Genomic DNA, 15,986 nt, shown 5'->3' with positions numbered 1-15,986 from the left:
AACCGGATGTCGTTGGTCGCAGAGCTCAAGGGATTGCAGCGCAAGCAAGTCCATTCGATCTGGGCAAGCTATCTCGGCTGGACGCTCGACGCGTTCGACTTCTTCCTGCTCGTCTTCATGCTCTCGGCGATCGCCAAGGAATATGGCACCGACATCAAGACGGTGTCGGAAGCGACTTTCCTGACGCTCGCCGCGCGGCCGTTCGGCGCGTTCGCGTTCGGCTGGATGGCCGACCGATTCGGGCGGCGGCCGATCATGATGATCGTGATCCTGCTCTTTTCGCTCTTCTCGTTCGCCTCGGCCTTCGCCTGGTCGCTGACCAGCCTGTTCGTGATCCGGACCCTGTTCGGCTTCTGCATGGGCGGCGAATGGGGAATCGGCGCCAGCCTGGTGATGGAATCGATCCCGATCAAGCTGCGCGGCCCCGTCTCCGGCCTGCTGCAATCGGGCTATCCCTCAGGCTATTTCCTAGCCAGCCTGATCTATTTCCTGTTGTTCGACGCGCTCGGCTGGCGGGGCCTGTTCATGGTCGGGATCGCGCCGGCGATTCTGGTCTTCCTGATCCGGATGCATGTCGAGGAGAGCCCGGCGTTCGAGAGGCGGCGGCACGAACGGCCGGCAAATCCGATCGGCGAACTGGTCAGGAACTGGAAGATCGCGCTCTATCTCGTCATCCTGATGACGGCGTTCAACTTCTTCAGCCACGGCACGCAGGACCTGTATCCGACGTTCCTCAAGGAGCAGCATCACTTCGACACCAAGACGATCGGACTGCTCGCGATGATCGGCAATGTCGGCGCGATCGTAGGCGGAATCTCCTTTGGCATCTGGTCCGAACATATCGGGCGTAAGCGCGCGATCATCATCGCCAGTCTGCTCGCCATCCCGATCATTCCGTTATGGGCGTTCGCGAGCACGCCGGTCATGCTGGGCCTGGGGGCCTTTCTGATCCAGGTTGCCGTCCAGGGCGCCTGGGGGATCGTGCCGGTGCATCTCAATGAGCTGTCGCCCTCATTGGTGCGGGGCATGTTCCCCGGCTTCGCTTATCAGCTGGGCAATCTGATCGCGTCGCGCAATGGGCCGATCCAGGCGTCGATCGCGGAGAGCCATGGCGGCAATTTCGGCTTGGCCATGGCGATCGTCGCGGGCATCACCGTGGTCGTATTGGTGGTGTGGACCGCGATCGGGCCCGAGCGCACCGATGTCGATTTCCTGACGGAGAAGACGAATTGAAGGCGACGATCTGGCACAACCCGCGCTGTTCGAAATCGCGCGAGACGCTGGCGATCCTGGAAGGGACGCCCGGCGTTCAGGTCGAGATTGTCGAATATCTCAAAAACCCGCCATCGCGCGACGAACTGGCCGCGCTCTACGCCGCGGCCGGGCTGACCCCGCGCGAAGGACTGCGCAAGAGCGAGGATGGCGCCAAGGCGCTGAAACAGGCCGATGACGACGCGATCCTCGATGCGATGGCCGCCAATCCAATCCTGATCGAACGTCCGCTGGTCGAGACGCCCAAGGGCGTCCGGTTGGGCCGGCCACCCGAAAAGGTGCGCGAGATCCTCTGATCACTAGGTCGAGAACCAAAATAAGCCGTTGTTCTTAAAGCGACCCATTTCCAAAACTCGTCATCCCAGCGAAAGCTGGGATCTCAAGCGGTATCGCGTCACCGCGTGAGACCAACATCGGGTCGGATCGTCCCCCGGACGATCCTTGAGCATGCGGGGCATGCTCAACCCGATGTTCTTTCGCTGGGGTGACGAGAGGATTCCGCGGGGATGACGCCAGGAATATGAGCTCCCCAACCTAGGCGTTCAGGCTCTATATAGGCGATCGCGCGCACGTTTCGGACATATAGTCAGGGAGGGAAGCCATGACGCCGCTGTTGCTCGCCGCATTCCTGTTCGCTGCCGACGGTCCGCCGCCGGTCAATCCGCAGATCGACTATCAGGGATTCCAGCGGCTTGCCGCGCGCGTCGCGCCGGAACGCGCAAAACGCCGCGTCACGCTGGCGCGCTTCAAGCAAATGGCCGCGACGGGGGAAGCAATCATTCTCGACGCGCGATCGGCCGATGCGTTCGCGCAGGGGCATATTGCCGGGGCGATCAACCTGCCGCTGACCGATTTCACCGCGCCGGCGCTGGCCGCGGTTCTGCCCGACCGCGATCGGCCAGTGCTGATCTATTGCAACAACAATTTCTCGAACGACCGACCACCCGTGATGCTCAAGTCGGCGGCGGTGTCGCTCAACATCCAGACCTATATCAACCTCGCCGCTTACGGATATCGCACCGTCTACGAACTCGGCGAGACTGTCGATTTCGACGACCCGAAGGTGGGCTGGGTAAAAAGCTGACGCCGGGGCGCGTGCGGCCGGTTGGCCACGCGCGCCCGCGATCATCAGTTCGAGCGAGTCGTAACGGTCGTCTTGGTCTTGACCGTCGCCGGCGCCGCCTTGCGCACGACGTGGCGCCTCGTCACCACCCGTTTGCGCGTAGCCGCCCTGGTGACGACCTTGGGAGCCGGAGAGACCGTCTCGGTCGTAACCGTCGTGCTGGTCGGCGTGGGCGGTGGCGGCGGCGCGGCGATGACTACCGGGGCTGGCGGCGGCGCGTTGCGCGCGGCAGCGGCTGCGGCCTCCGCCGCGGCGGCGCGAGCATTGGCGTCCGAGGCCGATCGCGCGGCGTCGGCTGCCGCTGCGTCGGCTGCCTGCTTGTCATCGCGGGCGCGGTTGAGCTTGGCGCGCTGCGCCTCGCCCAGCGCTTGGTCGGCAAGCGTCGACGCGCGATTGGCGTCGGCGATCGCGTCGGTCTTCTTGTCGCGCGCCAGATCTTCCTGCGCGGTACGCAATGCCCCTTGCGCCTCGGCGAGCAGCCGCGGCACTTCACCTGCGGCGCCGACCTTGCTGGCGGCATCGACCTTGGCCTGGGCGGCGGCGACCGCCTCTTGCGCGCGGTCCTTCTTGCCCTGCGCCAATGCGGGCGACGCGGCAATGAGTGCGGCCCCCGATACGCACGCGAATATGGTTGGGAAACGCATGTTACTCTCCTGTTCATGGAACTGCCGCACAACGATCGTTACGCAGGGGATGTTCCGTAACGGTCTCAACGGGTGACGGATGCGATCGGGCCCGCTAAGGGCTGCGGCATGACCGGAATCACGCCCGAAATCGTCGCCGAACACGGCCTGTCGCCCGAGGAATATCAGCGCGTCCTGCACGCCATGGGACGCGAACCCAACCTCACCGAACTGGGCATCTTTTCGGTGATGTGGTCCGAACATTGTTCGTACAAATCGTCGCGTATCCATTTGAAAAAGCTGCCGACGACGGCGCCGTGGGTGATCTGCGGACCAGGTGAGAACGCCGGCGTGATCGATATCGGCGACGGTCAGGCGGCGATCTTCAAGATGGAGAGCCACAACCATCCGTCTTACATCGAGCCTTATCAGGGCGCCGCGACCGGAGTCGGCGGCATCCTGCGCGACGTGTTCACGATGGGTGCACGGCCAGTCGCGAACCTGAACGCGCTGCGCTTCGGCCGCCCCGATCATCCCAAGATGCGCCACCTGATCGCGGGCGTGGTCCACGGCATCGGCGGTTACGGCAATTGCGTCGGCGTGCCGACCGTGGGTGGCGAGGTCAATTTCCACGCCGCTTATGACGGCAACATCCTGGTCAACGCGATGACCGTCGGCGTCGCGGAAACCGCCAAGATCTTCTATTCGGCGGCGTCGGGCATCGGCAATTCGATCGTCTATGTCGGCTCCAAGACCGGGCGCGACGGCATCCATGGCGCCACCATGGCGTCGGCCGATTTCTCCGAGGATTCGGAGGAAAAGCGCCCGACCGTGCAGGTCGGCGATCCGTTCACCGAGAAATTGCTGATCGAAGCGTGCCTGGAATTGATGGCGTCCGACGCGATCGTCGCGATCCAGGACATGGGAGCCGCCGGCCTGACCTCGTCTTCGGTCGAGATGGCATCGAAGGGCGGCGTCGGGATCGAACTCGACATGAATGCGGTGCCGTGCCGCGAGACCGGCATGACGCCGTATGAGATGATGCTGTCGGAGAGTCAGGAGCGGATGCTCATGGTGCTCAAGCCCGGCCGCGAGCCCGAGGCGGAAGCGATCTTCCGCAAGTGGCAGCTCGATTTCGCGATCATAGGAACGGTGACAGATACCGGCCGCATGGTGTTGACGTTCAACGGCGAAACGGTGTGCGATATCCCGCTCGGGCCGCTCGCCGACGACGCACCGGCCTATGATCGGCCATTCGTGCGCACCACGCCCCCGGCGGATCTGACCGATGAGCCCGAATGCGGCGACCTGACCGGCGATCTGCTCAAACTGATGGCGTCGCCCGACATCGCCAGCCGCCGCTGGATCTGGGAGCAATATGACCACATGGTCGGCGCCGACACCGTCCAGCGCCCCGGCGGCGACGCCGCGGTTGTCCGCGTCCATGGCACGTCCAAGGGCCTGGCGATCACCACCGACTGCACCCCGCGCTACTGCCTGGCCGATCCGTTCGAGGGCGGAAAGCAGGCGATTGCCGAGGCTTATCGTAATATCTGCGCAGTCGGTGCGAAGCCGCTGGCAACCACCGATTGCATGAATTTCGGCAATCCGCAGCGGCCCGAGATCATGGGGCAGTTCGTCGGCGCGATCGAGGGCATGGCGGAAGCCTGCACCGCGCTCGACTTCCCGATCGTGAGCGGCAACGTGTCGCTCTACAACGAGACCAAGAATGACGATGGCAGCGGGTCGGCGATCCTGCCCACGCCGGCGATCGGCGGCGTCGGCCTGCTGCAGGATTACACCAAGAGCGCGACGATCGCGTTCAAGCACACCGGCGACGCCATTCTGGCGGTCGGCGAGCGTGGCGGTCATCTCGGCCAGTCGATCTGGCTGCGCGAGGTCCATGGTCGCGAGGATGGCCCCCCGCCCCCGGTCGACCTCAAGGCCGAGCGCCGCACCGGCGATTTCATCCGTTCGGCGATCGAACGCGGGCTGATCAGCGCGTGCCATGACGTCTCCGACGGCGGCATGGCGGTCGCGCTGGCCGAAATGGCGCTGGCGAGCGGCATCGGCGCGATGATCAACGAGGCGCAGCCGTTCGGCGTGGCGGGATCGTTCTTCGGCGAGGATCAGGGTCTCTATCTGGTCACCGTGCCCGACGAAGCGCTGGCCGAATTCCTGGCCGATGCCGCAGCAGGCGACGTTCCCGCCGATCCGATCGGAAGGACGATCAAGGACCGGCTGATCTTCGAACTCGACGAAGGCGATTGGTGCGTCAGCATCGCCGACCTGCGCGCCGCGCATGAAGGCTTTTTCCCTGCGCTGATGGGCGACACCATCGTTTGATAGGGCGCCTGATCGGGCGCCCAATCCGCGCCGGCCGCGTCGGGCTGTTGTAGTACGGCAGGTTGGTGATAGCGTCGGCGTCATGGCATCGCTCGACGCACCGTCTTCGCGCCCCAAGGCGGCCCCAGCGGGCTATTCGGGAACCCCGCTGGCGAAGAAGCTGTCGCTCGCGCCAGGCATGCGTGCCTGGTTCCATGTCATGCCCGACAGCGTCCACGCGGAGATCGATCCCGCGGCGATCGGCGTCGTCGAGGTCGATGCTCCGGTCCTGGGCCTTGATGCCGCGCATCTGTTCGTCACCGACCGCGCCGAGCTGGAGAGGCTGATCGCCCAGCTGCGCACCATGATCGCCCCGGCTGGGCAGATCTGGGTGTCCTGGCCGAAAAAGGCATCCAAGGTCCCGACCGACGTCACCGAGGACGTTATCCGCGCCGTCGCGTTGCCGATCGGGCTGGTCGACGTGAAGGTCTGCGCGGTCGACGCAATCTGGTCGGGGCTCAAATTGGTGATACGCCGCGAATTGCGGTGAAGCGGGGAGAGGAACGATGGAAAGAACCGGTCGCAAGATTCTGTTGGCAACGTTGGTCGCGGGCACGCTCGATATCCTGTCGGCGTGCGTCTACACGCTGATCGCCGGGCGTGCGCCGATCAACATGCTCAAGGGGCTGGCCAGCGCCATCCTGGGCAATGATGCGGTCAAAGGCGGGATCGGCGTGGCGCTGGTCGGGCTGCTGCTGCACTTCGCGATCATGGCGGTGATGGCGGCGTTCTTCGTGATCGCGGCAAACCGCCTGCCATTGCTCAAGGCTCGCTGGCTGCTCGCGGGCATCGCTTATGGTGTCGGGTTGTGGGCGGTGATGAACCTGATCGTGTTGCCGCTGCGCTTTGGCGCGCATCCGTTCACGGCGCTGGGCCTGGCCGAGCAGTTCTTCAGCCATATCGTTCTGGTGGGCATCCCGATCGCCTGGTTCGCGCGGCGGTGATCCACCCACCGGCGAGCGACGGCGCGGCCGTGCCGCAACGGCTGCGCACGCTCGACGCGGTGCGCGGGGTCGCGGTGATGGGCATCTTGCTGCTCAACATCATCGACTTCGCGATGCCCGGTTACGCCGCGATCGACCCCAGTTTCTATGGCGGATCGGCCGGCGCCAATTGGTGGGAATGGGCGATCGCCTATGCGATCGGCGACGGCAAGTTCCGCGGCCTGTTCACGATGATGTTCGGCGCGTCGACCATGCTGATCGCCGACCGCGCGTTGCTGAGCGGCCAGCGGCCGGCCGTGGTCCATTATGCGCGGATGGCGACCTTGTTCGTGTTCGGCATGGTCCACGCTTATCTGATCTGGGCGGGCGACATCCTGGTGCTCTACGCGCTGACGGGGATGATCGCGTTCGTCGGCTGGCGCGTGCGGCCGCGGATGCTGGTGACGATCGGCATGCTGCTGCTGGCCTTCAAACTGGCCGACGGACTGGTCGCTTATCAGCATCTCGAGAGCGCGCGCGTGGCGTCGATCCAGCCGACGCCCGATCCAACCCTGACCGCGGATTGGCGCGCGTTCCGGCAGCAGTCCGATCCGCAGCATGACGCGATTGCGCGCGAACTGGCGGGCTATCGCGGATCCTATGGCGACGCGTTCAAGGTGCGCGCGCGGACCGCGATCTTCTTCCAGACGATCATCAACCGCATCGCCTTCATCGACACCTTGGCGCTGATGCTGATCGGCATGGCGTTGTTCCGCTGGGGATTCTTTTCCGGCGCCTGGTCGCGGCGCGCTTATTGGCTGACGGCCGCCGCCGTGCCGGTCGCGTGGGCGGCCTATATCCCTCTCATCGGCTGGCTCGATGCGACGCATTGGGCGCCGCTGACGATGATCGCGACCGAGGCGATCCAGCTGAGCTTGCTGCGGCCCTGGCTGAGCCTGGGCTATGCCGCCTTGGTCATCCTGTTCGTGCAATCGGGCAGCGTGCCCTGGCTGGCGGATCGCTTCGCCGCGACGGGAAGGATGGCGTTTTCCAATTATCTCGGCACCTCGATCGTCTGCACGTTGATCTTCAACGGCTATGGTCTGGGCTGGTATGGCTATCTGCAGCGCTGGCAGTGCCTGATCGTCGTCGCCGGCATGTGGCTGTTGATGCTCGTCTGGTCGAAGCCGTGGCTCGACCGATTCGCTTATGGTCCGTTCGAATGGCTGTGGCGCAGCGCCGCGCGCGGACAATGGCAAGAGGTCCGGCGCACGGGGCAAATTGCAAACGTGTCGCAATAGTATTGCGAATCGATCTCACTATCGCTAACTCGATCGCAACGAGCGCGAGGGATAATCGGTCTCATGATGGTGTGCGTGTGCAATGCGATCCGCGAACGCGAAGTGCGCGAGGCCGCGCGCAACGGATCGATGACCGCATGCCAGGCCTATCGCTCGCTCGGCCGCCAGCCCAAATGCGGCCAGTGCGTGCCGTTCGCGCGATCCATTATCGATGACGAGCGCGCTGCTGCGTAGCGTTCGCAGCAAACGAAAACCGCAGAAATCCGCCATTTTTTGGACTGTTTCGCCGGGGCTTCCGGGGCTATGATGCTGGCTGAAAAGCAACGAAGGGCATCACCATGAAGGGCGATCCGCAGGTCATCGACTTCCTCAATACCGCGCTCAAGAACGAACTGACCGCGATCAACCAATATTGGCTGCATTACCGCCTGCTCGACCATTGGGGCGTGCAGAAGCTGGCCGAATTCGAACGCCACGAATCGATCGACGAGATGAAGCATGCCGACTGGCTGTCGGAACGCATCCTGTTCCTCGACGGCCTGCCCAACTTCCAGTTGCTCGGGCGGCTGCGCATCGGCGAGACGGTCGAAGAAGTGCTGAAGTCCGACCTCGAGCTCGAGATGGAAGCGCTGCCGCTGCTGCGCGATGCGATCGAACATTGCGAGAAGGTACGCGACTATGTCAGCCGCGACCTGTTCCGCCGCATCCTCGACAGCGAGGAGGAACATGTCGACACGCTCGAGCGCCAGTTCGACATGATCGAGCGGATGGGGCTGGAGAATTACATCCAGCTCAACGCGAAATCGGCGGAAGACAGCGAAAGCTGAGCGGGACACAGGACGGGCTTCTTAATCCGTCATCCCGGCCTTGTGCCGGGATCCACTGTGCAGATTAGCGCAGTAACAGGAGCTTCTTTTTCCGGGGCTTGCCGCCCGGTGGACCCCGGCACAAGGCCGGGGTGACGATTCAGCTCGGTCGCATTCGATCCCAATTGTACGAGATCGGCAAACAAACGGGGCTAAAGATCAAACCGCGCGGCGTCCGAAAGCGGTGGGGCGGCGTTCGACCAGCGGATTGGCCTCGCGCTCGAGCATCGCGAGCGTCGCTTCGAAGGTCGGGCGCAGCTTGACGACATGTTCCAGCGCCTGGTCGGGTGCGTCGCGCGTTTCCACGCACTGGCGCCCGATGACTTCGATCGCTTCGGCGATGGCGGCGAGCTGTTCCGCACCGAACTGACGCGACTCGCCCTTCAGCGTGTGCGCCGGCAGCACGATCGCGGCGGCATTGCCCGCGCGCATCGCCTCCTCGATCGCGGCGACCGACTTGACGCCGTCTTCCTTGAAATAGCCGAGAATACGGACGAATCCGGCGCCGAGCTCGCTCCGGGCCGCCTGAAACGCGCTCCAATCCACTATCTGCCCGCTGTCGATCGTCACCACGTCCTCCACCCGTATCGGCACGCCCCCGCTGCCAATCTGTCCGCTGTAGCTGGCGCAGGTAAACGACCGGTTGACGGAATGCGCGGCCGTCAGCCTCTAAAGCCTTGGAGCCGTGCAGCTTTCACGAAATTAGGTTCATTCCCGATCAAATGGATTCTTCGGCGCGCGCAAGGTCAAGCGAACGGGGACTGCGCCGAAGCCGAGATCGCGGCGCATCGAGTTGACCAGATAGCGCTCGTAGCTTGCGGGAAGTTGATCGACGCGCGTGCCGAAAATGACGAAGCTGGGGGGCCGCGTCTTGATCTGGGTGACATAGCGCATCTTGATCCGCTTGCCGCCCGGTGCTGGCGGAGGGTTGGCGTCGATCGCCCGTTCGAACCAGCGATTGAGTTCGCCGGTGGAAACGCGCTTCGACCAGGCCTCGCGCGTTTCGAAAGCAGCGCCCAGCAGCTGGTCGATCCCCTTGCCGGTCGCGCCCGACACGGTGATGACGATCACGCCCTTCACCTGGCTCAGCCCGTCCTCAAGCGCCTTCTTGACGCCATTGAACAGCGACGAGGCGTTTTCGGCGATGTCCCATTTGTTGAGCGCGATGACCAGGGCGCGCCCTTCCTGCAGCACGCGGTCGGCGATCTTGAGGTCCTGAGCCTCCAGGCCGAGGGTCGCGTCGAGCAGCAGCACGACCACTTCGGCGAAATCGACCGCGCGCAACGCGTCGGCGACCGAGAGCTTTTCGAGCTTGTCCTGCACCTTGGCGCGCTTGCGCATGCCGGCGGTGTCGATCAGCCGTACCGCGCGCGGGCCGCTTTTCGGATCATGCCAGGTCCAGTCGATCGCGATCGAATCGCGCGTGATCCCGGCTTCGGGGCCAGTGATCAGGCGATCCTCGCCCAGCATGCGATTGATCAATGTCGATTTGCCGGCATTGGGGCGGCCGACGATCGCGAGCTTGAGCGGCGCGTCGGGGCTTTCGTCTTCCTCTTCCTCGAACTCTTCCGGTTCGGGAACGAACGGGACCAGCGCCTCAAACAGATCAGCCATGCCTTCGCCATGCTCGGCCGACACCTGGACCGGGTCGCCGAAGCCGAGGGCGAGCGATTCGATGATGCCGGCCTCCGCCGCGCGTCCTTCCGCCTTGTTGGCGACCAGGATGACCGGCGTGGTCGAGCCGCGCAGCCAGCGCGCGATTTCCTCGTCGAGCGGCACGATGCCGGCGCGAGCGTCGATCAGGAACAGGGCGACATCGGCCTGTGCCACCGCCGCCTCGGTCTGTTGCCGCATCCGGCCCGGCAAGGTCGCGGCCTCGAGATCCTCATAGCCGGCGGTGTCGATCACGCGGAACTCGAGGCCGAGCAGGTTTCCGTCGCCCTCGCGCCGATCGCGGGTAACGCCGGGCTGGTCATCGACCAGGGCAAGCTTCTTGCCGACGAGCCGGTTGAACAGCGCCCCACCCGACCTCCCAATCAGGGTATTCTATGGGAGGTCGGGTGGGGGAGCGGGCTGGTGCCGCGAAACGCGCCCTCAGCGCGTTTTCAAACAGACTCTCAGCGATAGGCGGAAATGCGCCCGCGCCCGTCCAGCACATAGAGCGTATTGTTGGCGACCACCGGCCCCAGGCTGAAGCCGTCCTTGCCCGGAATAGTCTGGCCGATCGCGCCGTCGCTCGGCGAGGCGAACACCATGTCGCCCAGCGAATTGACCAGCACCAGGCGATTGCCGGCAAGGACCGGACCGTACCAGGTCAGCGGGTTCTTCTTCTTTTTCTTCTTTTCGACCTGGAAGGCACGCAACTGGCTGATCCAGCGGATCTTTCCGGTCGAGCGCTGCAGGCAGTAGAGCTTGCTTTCGTCGGTCACCACGAACAGCCACTCGCCCGCCAGCCAGGGCGTCGAGATGCCAGCGAAGTTCTGCTCCCACAAACGCTGGCCGGTGGCGAGATTGGCGGCGATGAGACGACCGCCCTGCCCCAAGGCGTAGACATTGGTGTCGTCGATCACCGGATCGGCGTCGATATCGGCGAGGCTGGACACCGAGGTCGAAATGCTGGTGCGCGACAAGGCGTCGCCCCAGATCGCCCGGCCATTTTCGACGCGATACGCGTTGAGTTCGCCCGACGAGAAGCCGGCGACGACCGTCTGGTGCGCCACTGCCGGCGCCGCGACGCCGAACACGCCTTGCGTCTCGAGGCTGCCCGAGGCCGACCAGACTTGCTGCCCGTTGGCGGTCGACAGCGCATAGAGCTGGTTGTCCTGGCTCAACGTATAGAGCTGGTCACCGACGACGGTCGGCGATCCGCGCAGCGGCGGCCCTGGCTTGGAGCGCCACACTTCGGAGCCGGTCTTGGCGTCGAACGCCACGATATCGCCAAGACCAGAGGTCGCATAGACGCGGCCATTGTCATAGGTCGCGCCGCCGCCGAACCGCGCCGATTTGCTCTTCTCCGCCTTGGCGATCGGCACGGTCCACAAGGACGCGCCCGAATTGGCATCGAAGGCGTGCAGCGCGCCGTCGACATCGACCGCGTAGAGCTTGCCGTCGCCGATCACCGGGGACGCCGCCAGCCGCTGCCGGTTCGACCCCGCGGGGATCGACACCGTCCAAACGCGGGAGACGGATCCACCCAGCGCCAGATGGCCCATCGATTTTTCGGGGTTGCCGCCGGGCTGGGCCCAATCGGTGTTGGCGACGGGCGCCGGCAACAGGACGTCGAGCCCCGAAATCGCCGGATCGACCTTGGCATCGCTTTCCGACACCAGGATCGGCACGCGGTCGCCGAGTACAGGAGTCTTCTTTCCGCCGCCCTTGAACGCACCGCACGCGCCGAGCGCGGTCAGCGCCACCAGCGCAATCGGCATCCTCCACTTGGTCGTCATGCTATTTACTTGCCCTTCTGAACGTTCGTGCCGGGATCCAGAGCCTGGGTCGCCTGAACCGCGCGTTGACGGATGCTGTCGGGAACCTTGTCGCTCTCCGCGATCATCTTGAACATCGCGCGCGCTTCCGCCAACCGGTTGAGCTTGAGATCGGCCATCGCGATCATCTCGCCGGCGCTGCCGAGCCAGGCCGAGTCCGAGGTCGCGAGCGGCTTCAGCCGGTCGATCACCACCTGCGGCGCGAGTGTGTCGAATTCGGTATGGGTCTGGCGGATCGTGGCGAGGTCGCGGATCGGCTGCCCGACGCTGCTATCGCCCGCGACTTCGCCATATTTCGCCGCGGCTTCCTTGGTCTTGCCGGCGGCGAGCAGGTCGTTGCCCTGGAGCATCTTGGCGAGCGCGCGGTAGCCCGGTGCGCTGTCGCCGGCGAGCTTGTCGATCGGGGCCTTGGCCGCCTGGCTATTGCCGCTGGCGATCGAGTCATAGGCTTGTTGAAGCTCGATCGCCTGCTTTTCGGCAGCGCCGTGGCTCCATGCCCGCCAGCCGAGCACGCCGGCGAAAATCGCCAGCGCGGCCACGATCAGGCCGACGATCACCCGGCCATAATTCTTCCACACGCCCACGATCTGATCGCGGCGGAGTTCCTCATCGACCTCGCGCAGGAAAGCTTCATCGGTTTTCGGCGTCACAGCCAAGGGGTAGGCTCCAATTGGGGGCAAAAATAAGTCGGCGGACCTTAGGGACCGCGTTCGGCTCTCGCAATGGCCGTGATCGGCGACTGTTCCTAGGGGGGTCCCTTAGCGGCGCGCCGCCCAAAAGCAACGCGGCTTAGGCGTCCTTAGACCTTAGGCAAATAGGTCTGCTCAACTCCGGGGAAGGTCCGGTTGCGCACCTCTTCGGCATAGCGCGTAGCGGCGTCGGTGATGCGACCGGCCATATCGTCGTACTTCTTGACGAAGCGCGCGGTACGCTCGAACAGGCCGAGCATATCCTCGGCGACCAGCACCTGGCCGTCGCAGGCGGCGGATGCGCCGATGCCGATTACCGGAATGTCGGTGGTTTCGGCAATCGCGCGGCCGATTGGCTCGACGACGCCCTCCAGGACGACCGAGAAAGCGCCGGCAGCGGCGATAGCCTGCGCATCGCCCTTGATCTTGGCCTCTTCCTCCTGGCTTCGCCCGCGCGCGCCATAGCCGCCGAGCGTGTTGATCGCCTGGGGGGTCAGGCCGATATGCGCCATGACCGGTATGCCGCGTTCGGTCAGGAAGCGGATGGTCGGCGCCATTACCGCACCGCCCTCCAGCTTGACCGCGGCACAGCCGGTTTCGGCCAATATACGGCTGGCGCTAGCAAAGGCCTGTTCGGGCGAGGCTTCGTAACTGCCGAACGGCATGTCGACGATGACGACGGCATGATAGCTGCCCCGCACCACCGCGGCGCCGTGCGCGCACATCATGTCGAGCGTGACCGGCAGCGTCGACGGCAGGCCATAGACCACCTGCCCCAACGAATCGCCGACCAGCAGCATGTCGCAATGCGGATCCAGCAATTGCGCCATGCGGACCGTATAGGCGGTCAGCATCACCAGCGGTTCCTGCGTCTTTCCCTCGAACTTGCGGCGCTGGATCGCCGGGACGGAGAGGCGCTTCATCGGCGCCGGCGTCGGGTTGGCGCGGCTGGTCGAGGTGTCGATCGTGAAGGTCGTGGACATGGCGCGCTCCCTAGCTGCTTGCCGCCCGCGCCGCCAGCGCCGAACGCCGCGATTGTATCCCACGCTTGACTTCATGTTAGTTTTATGTAACATTGAGTTTATAGATTCGAACATGAGGTCAACAATGCCATTCAGGGAAAAGATGGCCTGGCTATCGGTGACCACTACGGTCGTCGTGTGGGGCGCCTATTTCACCTTCCTGCTGACGACCGCGCGGCACTTGCCCGGGCCGGCGCAATTCGGCGGGTTGCTCGCCGCGGTGATCGTGCAGACTGGGCTGGTCACGGTCGGGGCGATCGTCTCCGCGGTGCTGTCACCCAAGGACGCCAGCGCGGCGAGCGACGAACGCGACAAGGCGGTCTCGCGCCGCGCCTATGCGCTCGCCTATCCGGTGCTGCTGAGCCTGATCGTGTGCGTTGCCGCCAGCATGCATTTCGGCGTCGATGCCAAGGGGATGACCTATGGGATCATGGCCGCAATCGTGATCGCCGAGATCGTCCACTACGGCGCGCAGATCGTCGGCTATCGGCGGGGAGCATGATCATGGCCTATCGCGAAAAGACCGCTTGGCTGACGCTCATCTGCATGATCGTCGCCTATGTCATCTACTTCTCGCTGGTGCTGTCGGGGCATGTCGGGCCCAGGTTGCTCGACATCGTCTGGACGTTCGGCATCGTCGCCTCGATCCAGGCGATCGTAGTGATCATCGGCCACATCGTGCTGGCGGTGCGCGACGGCGCCGAAGGACGCGCCAGGCCCGATGAACGCGACCGCGCGATCGCCCGGCGCGGCGGCAGCGCCGGCTATTACGTGCTTTTGGTCGGGACGATCATGGTCGGCGTGGTGATGCCGTTCAGCGATCCGGCGCCCAAGATCGTCAACACGGCGCTGCTCGCGATCGTGTTGGCGGAAACCGTCCGCCATGTCCTGATCGTGACGAGCTACCGGAGGGGCTGGCATGGTTAGGGCGTGTACTCATGACCGGCAACGCCCTGGATTGCGCTGGGAGGCGTGCTGGCTAGGAGCGCAGCGCAGTCGCGTAGCCTTGAGCTACGCGCAAGCAAGCGACGACGCCGGCGCGCCTCCCAGCGCAACCGCGAAGCGGCGGGCGGATTTTGGCGCCGGGCGGCGTCGCTCGTCGGTCACGATGCAGAAACGCATCGCTCCCTCCTCGCTTCTTGCCCTGCGCCAAAATCCGCTCCGTCCAGGGCACTGCCGGTCATGAGTACACGCCCCAAGCCCCTCCCCGGCCGGGTGGTCAATCAGATCCGCCTGTTGCGCTTCATGGCCAACGAGATGACCCAGGCCGAATTGGGCGAGCGGATCGGCATGACTCGCCAGACCGTGGCGGCGATCGAGGCGGGCAAATATTCGCCCACGCTGGAAGCCGCGTTCCGCATAGCCCAGGTGTTCGGCAAACCGTTAGACGAGGTGTTCCAATGGGAGGGCTGAGCGCCCTCCCCCTGGATCAGCGCCCGATCCAGCCCTTCTTCGCCGCCATCCCGGAAAACCAGATCGCGAACAGGCCGACAAGCGCGATGAATACCGGGAACGGCACCACCTTCGCGGCGCCCTCGTGCGCGATCAGGTCGGTCATCGCGAACGTGTAGCCGAACTGCACGATGACGGCGATTAGCGAGATCCAGAACAGGATGATCGCGCGGCGTTCGCGCAACAGCAAGGCGAGCCCGCCGAGCAATCCGCCGAACGTGGCGACGGCGTAGACATAATTGTACCAACTGGGCAGCGAGCGGTAGAGCGCCTGGTGATAGGGCGTTTGTTCCCACATTGCAGACGCCGCACCCAGGCGGAACTGCTCGACACAGAAATAAACGCCGATCGCGTTCCACAGCACCAACAGGATCGCGACGATCCAGAACCAGACCGGCGGCTTGGCGGTTTGAGCCATGATTCCCCTCCCCATTATGTGTGGCGGAGACTGCGCCCGGATGCGCGCCGTGGCAAGCTCAGCCGATGCCGGCCGTCTGCCAGGCATCGGGCTTGAACCCGGCGACCAGCACGCCGTCGCCTTCGACGATCGGGCGCTTGATCATCGACGGCTGCGCCAGCATCAGCGCGATCGCCTTGTCCTGGTCGAGATCGGCCTTGTCGGCATCCGGGAGCGCGCGAAACGTCGTACCCGCGCGATTGAGCACGGTTTCCCAGCCCAAGGCACTCGTCCAGCGGCGCAGCGATGGCTCATCGGCTCCGGCTTTCTTGTAATCGTGAAAGGCATAGGCGACGCTATGGTCGCCGAGCCAGGTGCGCGCCTTCTTCACCGTGTCGCAATTGGGAATGCCGTATAGGGTAAGCATGGCCGTGTGCTTAGGCCGGGC

Annotated in this window: 20 protein-coding genes; 12 read left to right on the top strand and 8 right to left on the bottom strand. The window is 64.6% G+C overall.

Annotated features, from left to right (window positions below; genetic code table 11):
- Positions 1 to 6 precede the first annotated feature (6 nt).
- The 3 genes from AC1DSD_RS05200 (at position 7) to AC1DSD_RS05190 (ending at position 2,356) form a co-directional block, all read left to right on the top strand.
- Positions 7 to 1,233, top strand: a complete 1,227-nt coding sequence (locus tag AC1DSD_RS05200) for an MFS transporter (RefSeq protein WP_478028851.1) — start codon at positions 7 to 9, stop codon at positions 1,231 to 1,233.
- Positions 1,230 to 1,568, top strand: coding sequence for an arsenate reductase (glutaredoxin) (gene arsC / locus AC1DSD_RS05195; RefSeq protein WP_478028850.1), 339 nt, complete (start codon positions 1,230 to 1,232; stop codon positions 1,566 to 1,568). The genes AC1DSD_RS05200 and arsC overlap by 4 nt, the downstream gene beginning before the upstream one ends.
- Before the next feature lie 305 nt (positions 1,569 to 1,873).
- Complete coding sequence (locus AC1DSD_RS05190; RefSeq protein WP_478028849.1) at positions 1,874 to 2,356, top strand: rhodanese-like domain-containing protein; 483 nt, start codon at positions 1,874 to 1,876, stop codon at positions 2,354 to 2,356.
- A 44-nt stretch (positions 2,357 to 2,400) separates the two neighbouring features.
- Here the strand turns inward: AC1DSD_RS05190 and AC1DSD_RS05185 are convergent, their stop codons facing one another.
- Positions 2,401 to 3,039 carry a hypothetical protein gene (locus AC1DSD_RS05185; RefSeq protein ID WP_478028848.1) on the bottom strand — a complete coding sequence of 213 codons (639 nt, stop codon included), beginning with the start codon at positions 3,037 to 3,039 and terminating at the stop codon, positions 2,401 to 2,403.
- Positions 3,040 to 3,147: 108 nt separating this feature from the next.
- Between AC1DSD_RS05185 and purL the strand changes: the two genes are divergently transcribed.
- The 6 genes from purL (at position 3,148) to bfr (ending at position 8,454) form a co-directional block, all read left to right on the top strand.
- Positions 3,148 to 5,364 carry a phosphoribosylformylglycinamidine synthase subunit PurL gene (gene purL / locus AC1DSD_RS05180; protein WP_478028847.1) on the top strand — a complete coding sequence of 739 codons (2,217 nt, stop codon included), beginning with the start codon at positions 3,148 to 3,150 and terminating at the stop codon, positions 5,362 to 5,364.
- A gap of 82 nt (positions 5,365 to 5,446) precedes the next feature.
- On the top strand, positions 5,447 to 5,893 hold the full coding sequence (locus AC1DSD_RS05175) for a hypothetical protein (protein ID WP_478028846.1): 447 nt from the start codon (positions 5,447 to 5,449) through the stop codon (positions 5,891 to 5,893).
- Positions 5,894 to 5,909: 16 nt separating this feature from the next.
- Entirely contained in the window at positions 5,910 to 6,347 is a 438-nt protein-coding gene (locus tag AC1DSD_RS05170) for a hypothetical protein (RefSeq protein ID WP_478028845.1), read from the top strand.
- The gene (locus AC1DSD_RS05165; protein ID WP_478028844.1) at positions 6,344 to 7,627 is read left to right on the top strand and encodes a DUF418 domain-containing protein; all 1,284 of its coding nucleotides are present in this window, start codon (positions 6,344 to 6,346) and stop codon (positions 7,625 to 7,627) included. Before AC1DSD_RS05170 ends, AC1DSD_RS05165 begins: the two co-directional genes overlap by 4 nt.
- A gap of 63 nt (positions 7,628 to 7,690) precedes the next feature.
- Entirely contained in the window at positions 7,691 to 7,861 is a 171-nt protein-coding gene (locus AC1DSD_RS05160; RefSeq protein WP_066812205.1) for a (2Fe-2S)-binding protein, read from the top strand.
- A gap of 104 nt (positions 7,862 to 7,965) precedes the next feature.
- Positions 7,966 to 8,454 carry a bacterioferritin gene (gene bfr / locus AC1DSD_RS05155; protein ID WP_478028843.1) on the top strand — a complete coding sequence of 163 codons (489 nt, stop codon included), beginning with the start codon at positions 7,966 to 7,968 and terminating at the stop codon, positions 8,452 to 8,454.
- A 198-nt stretch (positions 8,455 to 8,652) separates the two neighbouring features.
- Here the strand turns inward: bfr and AC1DSD_RS05150 are convergent, their stop codons facing one another.
- The 5 genes from AC1DSD_RS05150 to panB all read right to left on the bottom strand — a co-directional run bounded on the left by AC1DSD_RS05150 (position 8,653) and on the right by panB (position 13,650).
- Entirely contained in the window at positions 8,653 to 9,087 is a 435-nt protein-coding gene (locus AC1DSD_RS05150) for an Hpt domain-containing protein (RefSeq protein WP_478028842.1), read from the bottom strand.
- 114 nt (positions 9,088 to 9,201) lie between these two features.
- A complete protein-coding gene (gene der, locus AC1DSD_RS05145) occupies positions 9,202 to 10,533 on the bottom strand; it encodes a ribosome biogenesis GTPase Der (protein WP_478029021.1) in 1,332 nt (443 codons plus the stop codon).
- A gap of 77 nt (positions 10,534 to 10,610) precedes the next feature.
- On the bottom strand, positions 10,611 to 11,939 hold the full coding sequence (locus AC1DSD_RS05140; RefSeq protein ID WP_478028841.1) for an outer membrane protein assembly factor BamB family protein: 1,329 nt from the start codon (positions 11,937 to 11,939) through the stop codon (positions 10,611 to 10,613).
- Positions 11,940 to 11,944: 5 nt separating this feature from the next.
- Complete coding sequence (locus AC1DSD_RS05135; protein WP_478029020.1) at positions 11,945 to 12,628, bottom strand: tetratricopeptide repeat protein; 684 nt, start codon at positions 12,626 to 12,628, stop codon at positions 11,945 to 11,947.
- Between the two features lie 149 nt (positions 12,629 to 12,777).
- Positions 12,778 to 13,650, bottom strand: coding sequence for a 3-methyl-2-oxobutanoate hydroxymethyltransferase (gene panB / locus AC1DSD_RS05130; RefSeq protein WP_478028840.1), 873 nt, complete (start codon positions 13,648 to 13,650; stop codon positions 12,778 to 12,780).
- 124 nt (positions 13,651 to 13,774) lie between these two features.
- Here panB and AC1DSD_RS05125 point away from each other — a divergent pair, with 124 nt between their 5' ends.
- The 3 genes from AC1DSD_RS05125 (at position 13,775) to AC1DSD_RS05115 (ending at position 15,102) form a co-directional block, all read left to right on the top strand.
- Positions 13,775 to 14,191, top strand: a complete 417-nt coding sequence (locus tag AC1DSD_RS05125) for a hypothetical protein (protein WP_478028839.1) — start codon at positions 13,775 to 13,777, stop codon at positions 14,189 to 14,191.
- Positions 14,192 to 14,193: 2 nt separating this feature from the next.
- A complete protein-coding gene (locus tag AC1DSD_RS05120) occupies positions 14,194 to 14,616 on the top strand; it encodes a hypothetical protein (RefSeq protein ID WP_478028838.1) in 423 nt (140 codons plus the stop codon).
- Positions 14,617 to 14,871: 255 nt separating this feature from the next.
- Positions 14,872 to 15,102, top strand: a complete 231-nt coding sequence (locus tag AC1DSD_RS05115) for a helix-turn-helix transcriptional regulator (protein ID WP_478028837.1) — start codon at positions 14,872 to 14,874, stop codon at positions 15,100 to 15,102.
- A 16-nt stretch (positions 15,103 to 15,118) separates the two neighbouring features.
- Here the strand turns inward: AC1DSD_RS05115 and AC1DSD_RS05110 are convergent, their stop codons facing one another.
- Positions 15,119 to 15,559 carry a hypothetical protein gene (locus AC1DSD_RS05110; RefSeq protein WP_478028836.1) on the bottom strand — a complete coding sequence of 147 codons (441 nt, stop codon included), beginning with the start codon at positions 15,557 to 15,559 and terminating at the stop codon, positions 15,119 to 15,121.
- A gap of 58 nt (positions 15,560 to 15,617) precedes the next feature.
- Complete coding sequence (locus AC1DSD_RS05105; protein ID WP_478028835.1) at positions 15,618 to 15,965, bottom strand: arsenate reductase; 348 nt, start codon at positions 15,963 to 15,965, stop codon at positions 15,618 to 15,620.
- Positions 15,966 to 15,986: the final 21 nt, after the last annotated feature.

The organism is Sphingomonas sp. P4_D12 (genome assembly GCF_056401895.1).
Note: the sequence above shows the minus strand (reverse complement) of the source record. Positions and strands in the feature narration are given on the sequence as shown.

Bases quoted from the DNA above. Each gene is read 5' to 3' on its own strand.
- AC1DSD_RS05200 (WP_478028851.1), top strand. From the start codon at position 7: ATGTCGTTGGTCGCAGAGCTCAAGGGATTGCAGCGCAAGCAAGTCCAT.
- AC1DSD_RS05190 (WP_478028849.1), top strand. From the start codon at position 1,874: ATGACGCCGCTGTTGCTCGCCGCATTCCTGTTCGCTGCCGACGGTCCG.
- AC1DSD_RS05185 (WP_478028848.1), bottom strand. From the start codon at position 3,039: ATGCGTTTCCCAACCATATTCGCGTGCGTATCGGGGGCCGCACTCATT.
- purL (WP_478028847.1), top strand. From the start codon at position 3,148: ATGACCGGAATCACGCCCGAAATCGTCGCCGAACACGGCCTGTCGCCC.
- AC1DSD_RS05175 (WP_478028846.1), top strand. From the start codon at position 5,447: ATGGCATCGCTCGACGCACCGTCTTCGCGCCCCAAGGCGGCCCCAGCG.
- AC1DSD_RS05170 (WP_478028845.1), top strand. From the start codon at position 5,910: ATGGAAAGAACCGGTCGCAAGATTCTGTTGGCAACGTTGGTCGCGGGC.
- AC1DSD_RS05160 (WP_066812205.1), top strand. From the start codon at position 7,691: ATGATGGTGTGCGTGTGCAATGCGATCCGCGAACGCGAAGTGCGCGAG.
- bfr (WP_478028843.1), top strand. From the start codon at position 7,966: ATGAAGGGCGATCCGCAGGTCATCGACTTCCTCAATACCGCGCTCAAG.
- AC1DSD_RS05140 (WP_478028841.1), bottom strand. From the start codon at position 11,939: ATGACGACCAAGTGGAGGATGCCGATTGCGCTGGTGGCGCTGACCGCG.
- panB (WP_478028840.1), bottom strand. From the start codon at position 13,650: ATGTCCACGACCTTCACGATCGACACCTCGACCAGCCGCGCCAACCCG.
- AC1DSD_RS05125 (WP_478028839.1), top strand. From the start codon at position 13,775: ATGCCATTCAGGGAAAAGATGGCCTGGCTATCGGTGACCACTACGGTC.
- AC1DSD_RS05120 (WP_478028838.1), top strand. From the start codon at position 14,194: ATGGCCTATCGCGAAAAGACCGCTTGGCTGACGCTCATCTGCATGATC.
- AC1DSD_RS05115 (WP_478028837.1), top strand. From the start codon at position 14,872: ATGAGTACACGCCCCAAGCCCCTCCCCGGCCGGGTGGTCAATCAGATC.
- AC1DSD_RS05110 (WP_478028836.1), bottom strand. From the start codon at position 15,559: ATGGCTCAAACCGCCAAGCCGCCGGTCTGGTTCTGGATCGTCGCGATC.
- AC1DSD_RS05105 (WP_478028835.1), bottom strand. From the start codon at position 15,965: ATGCTTACCCTATACGGCATTCCCAATTGCGACACGGTGAAGAAGGCG.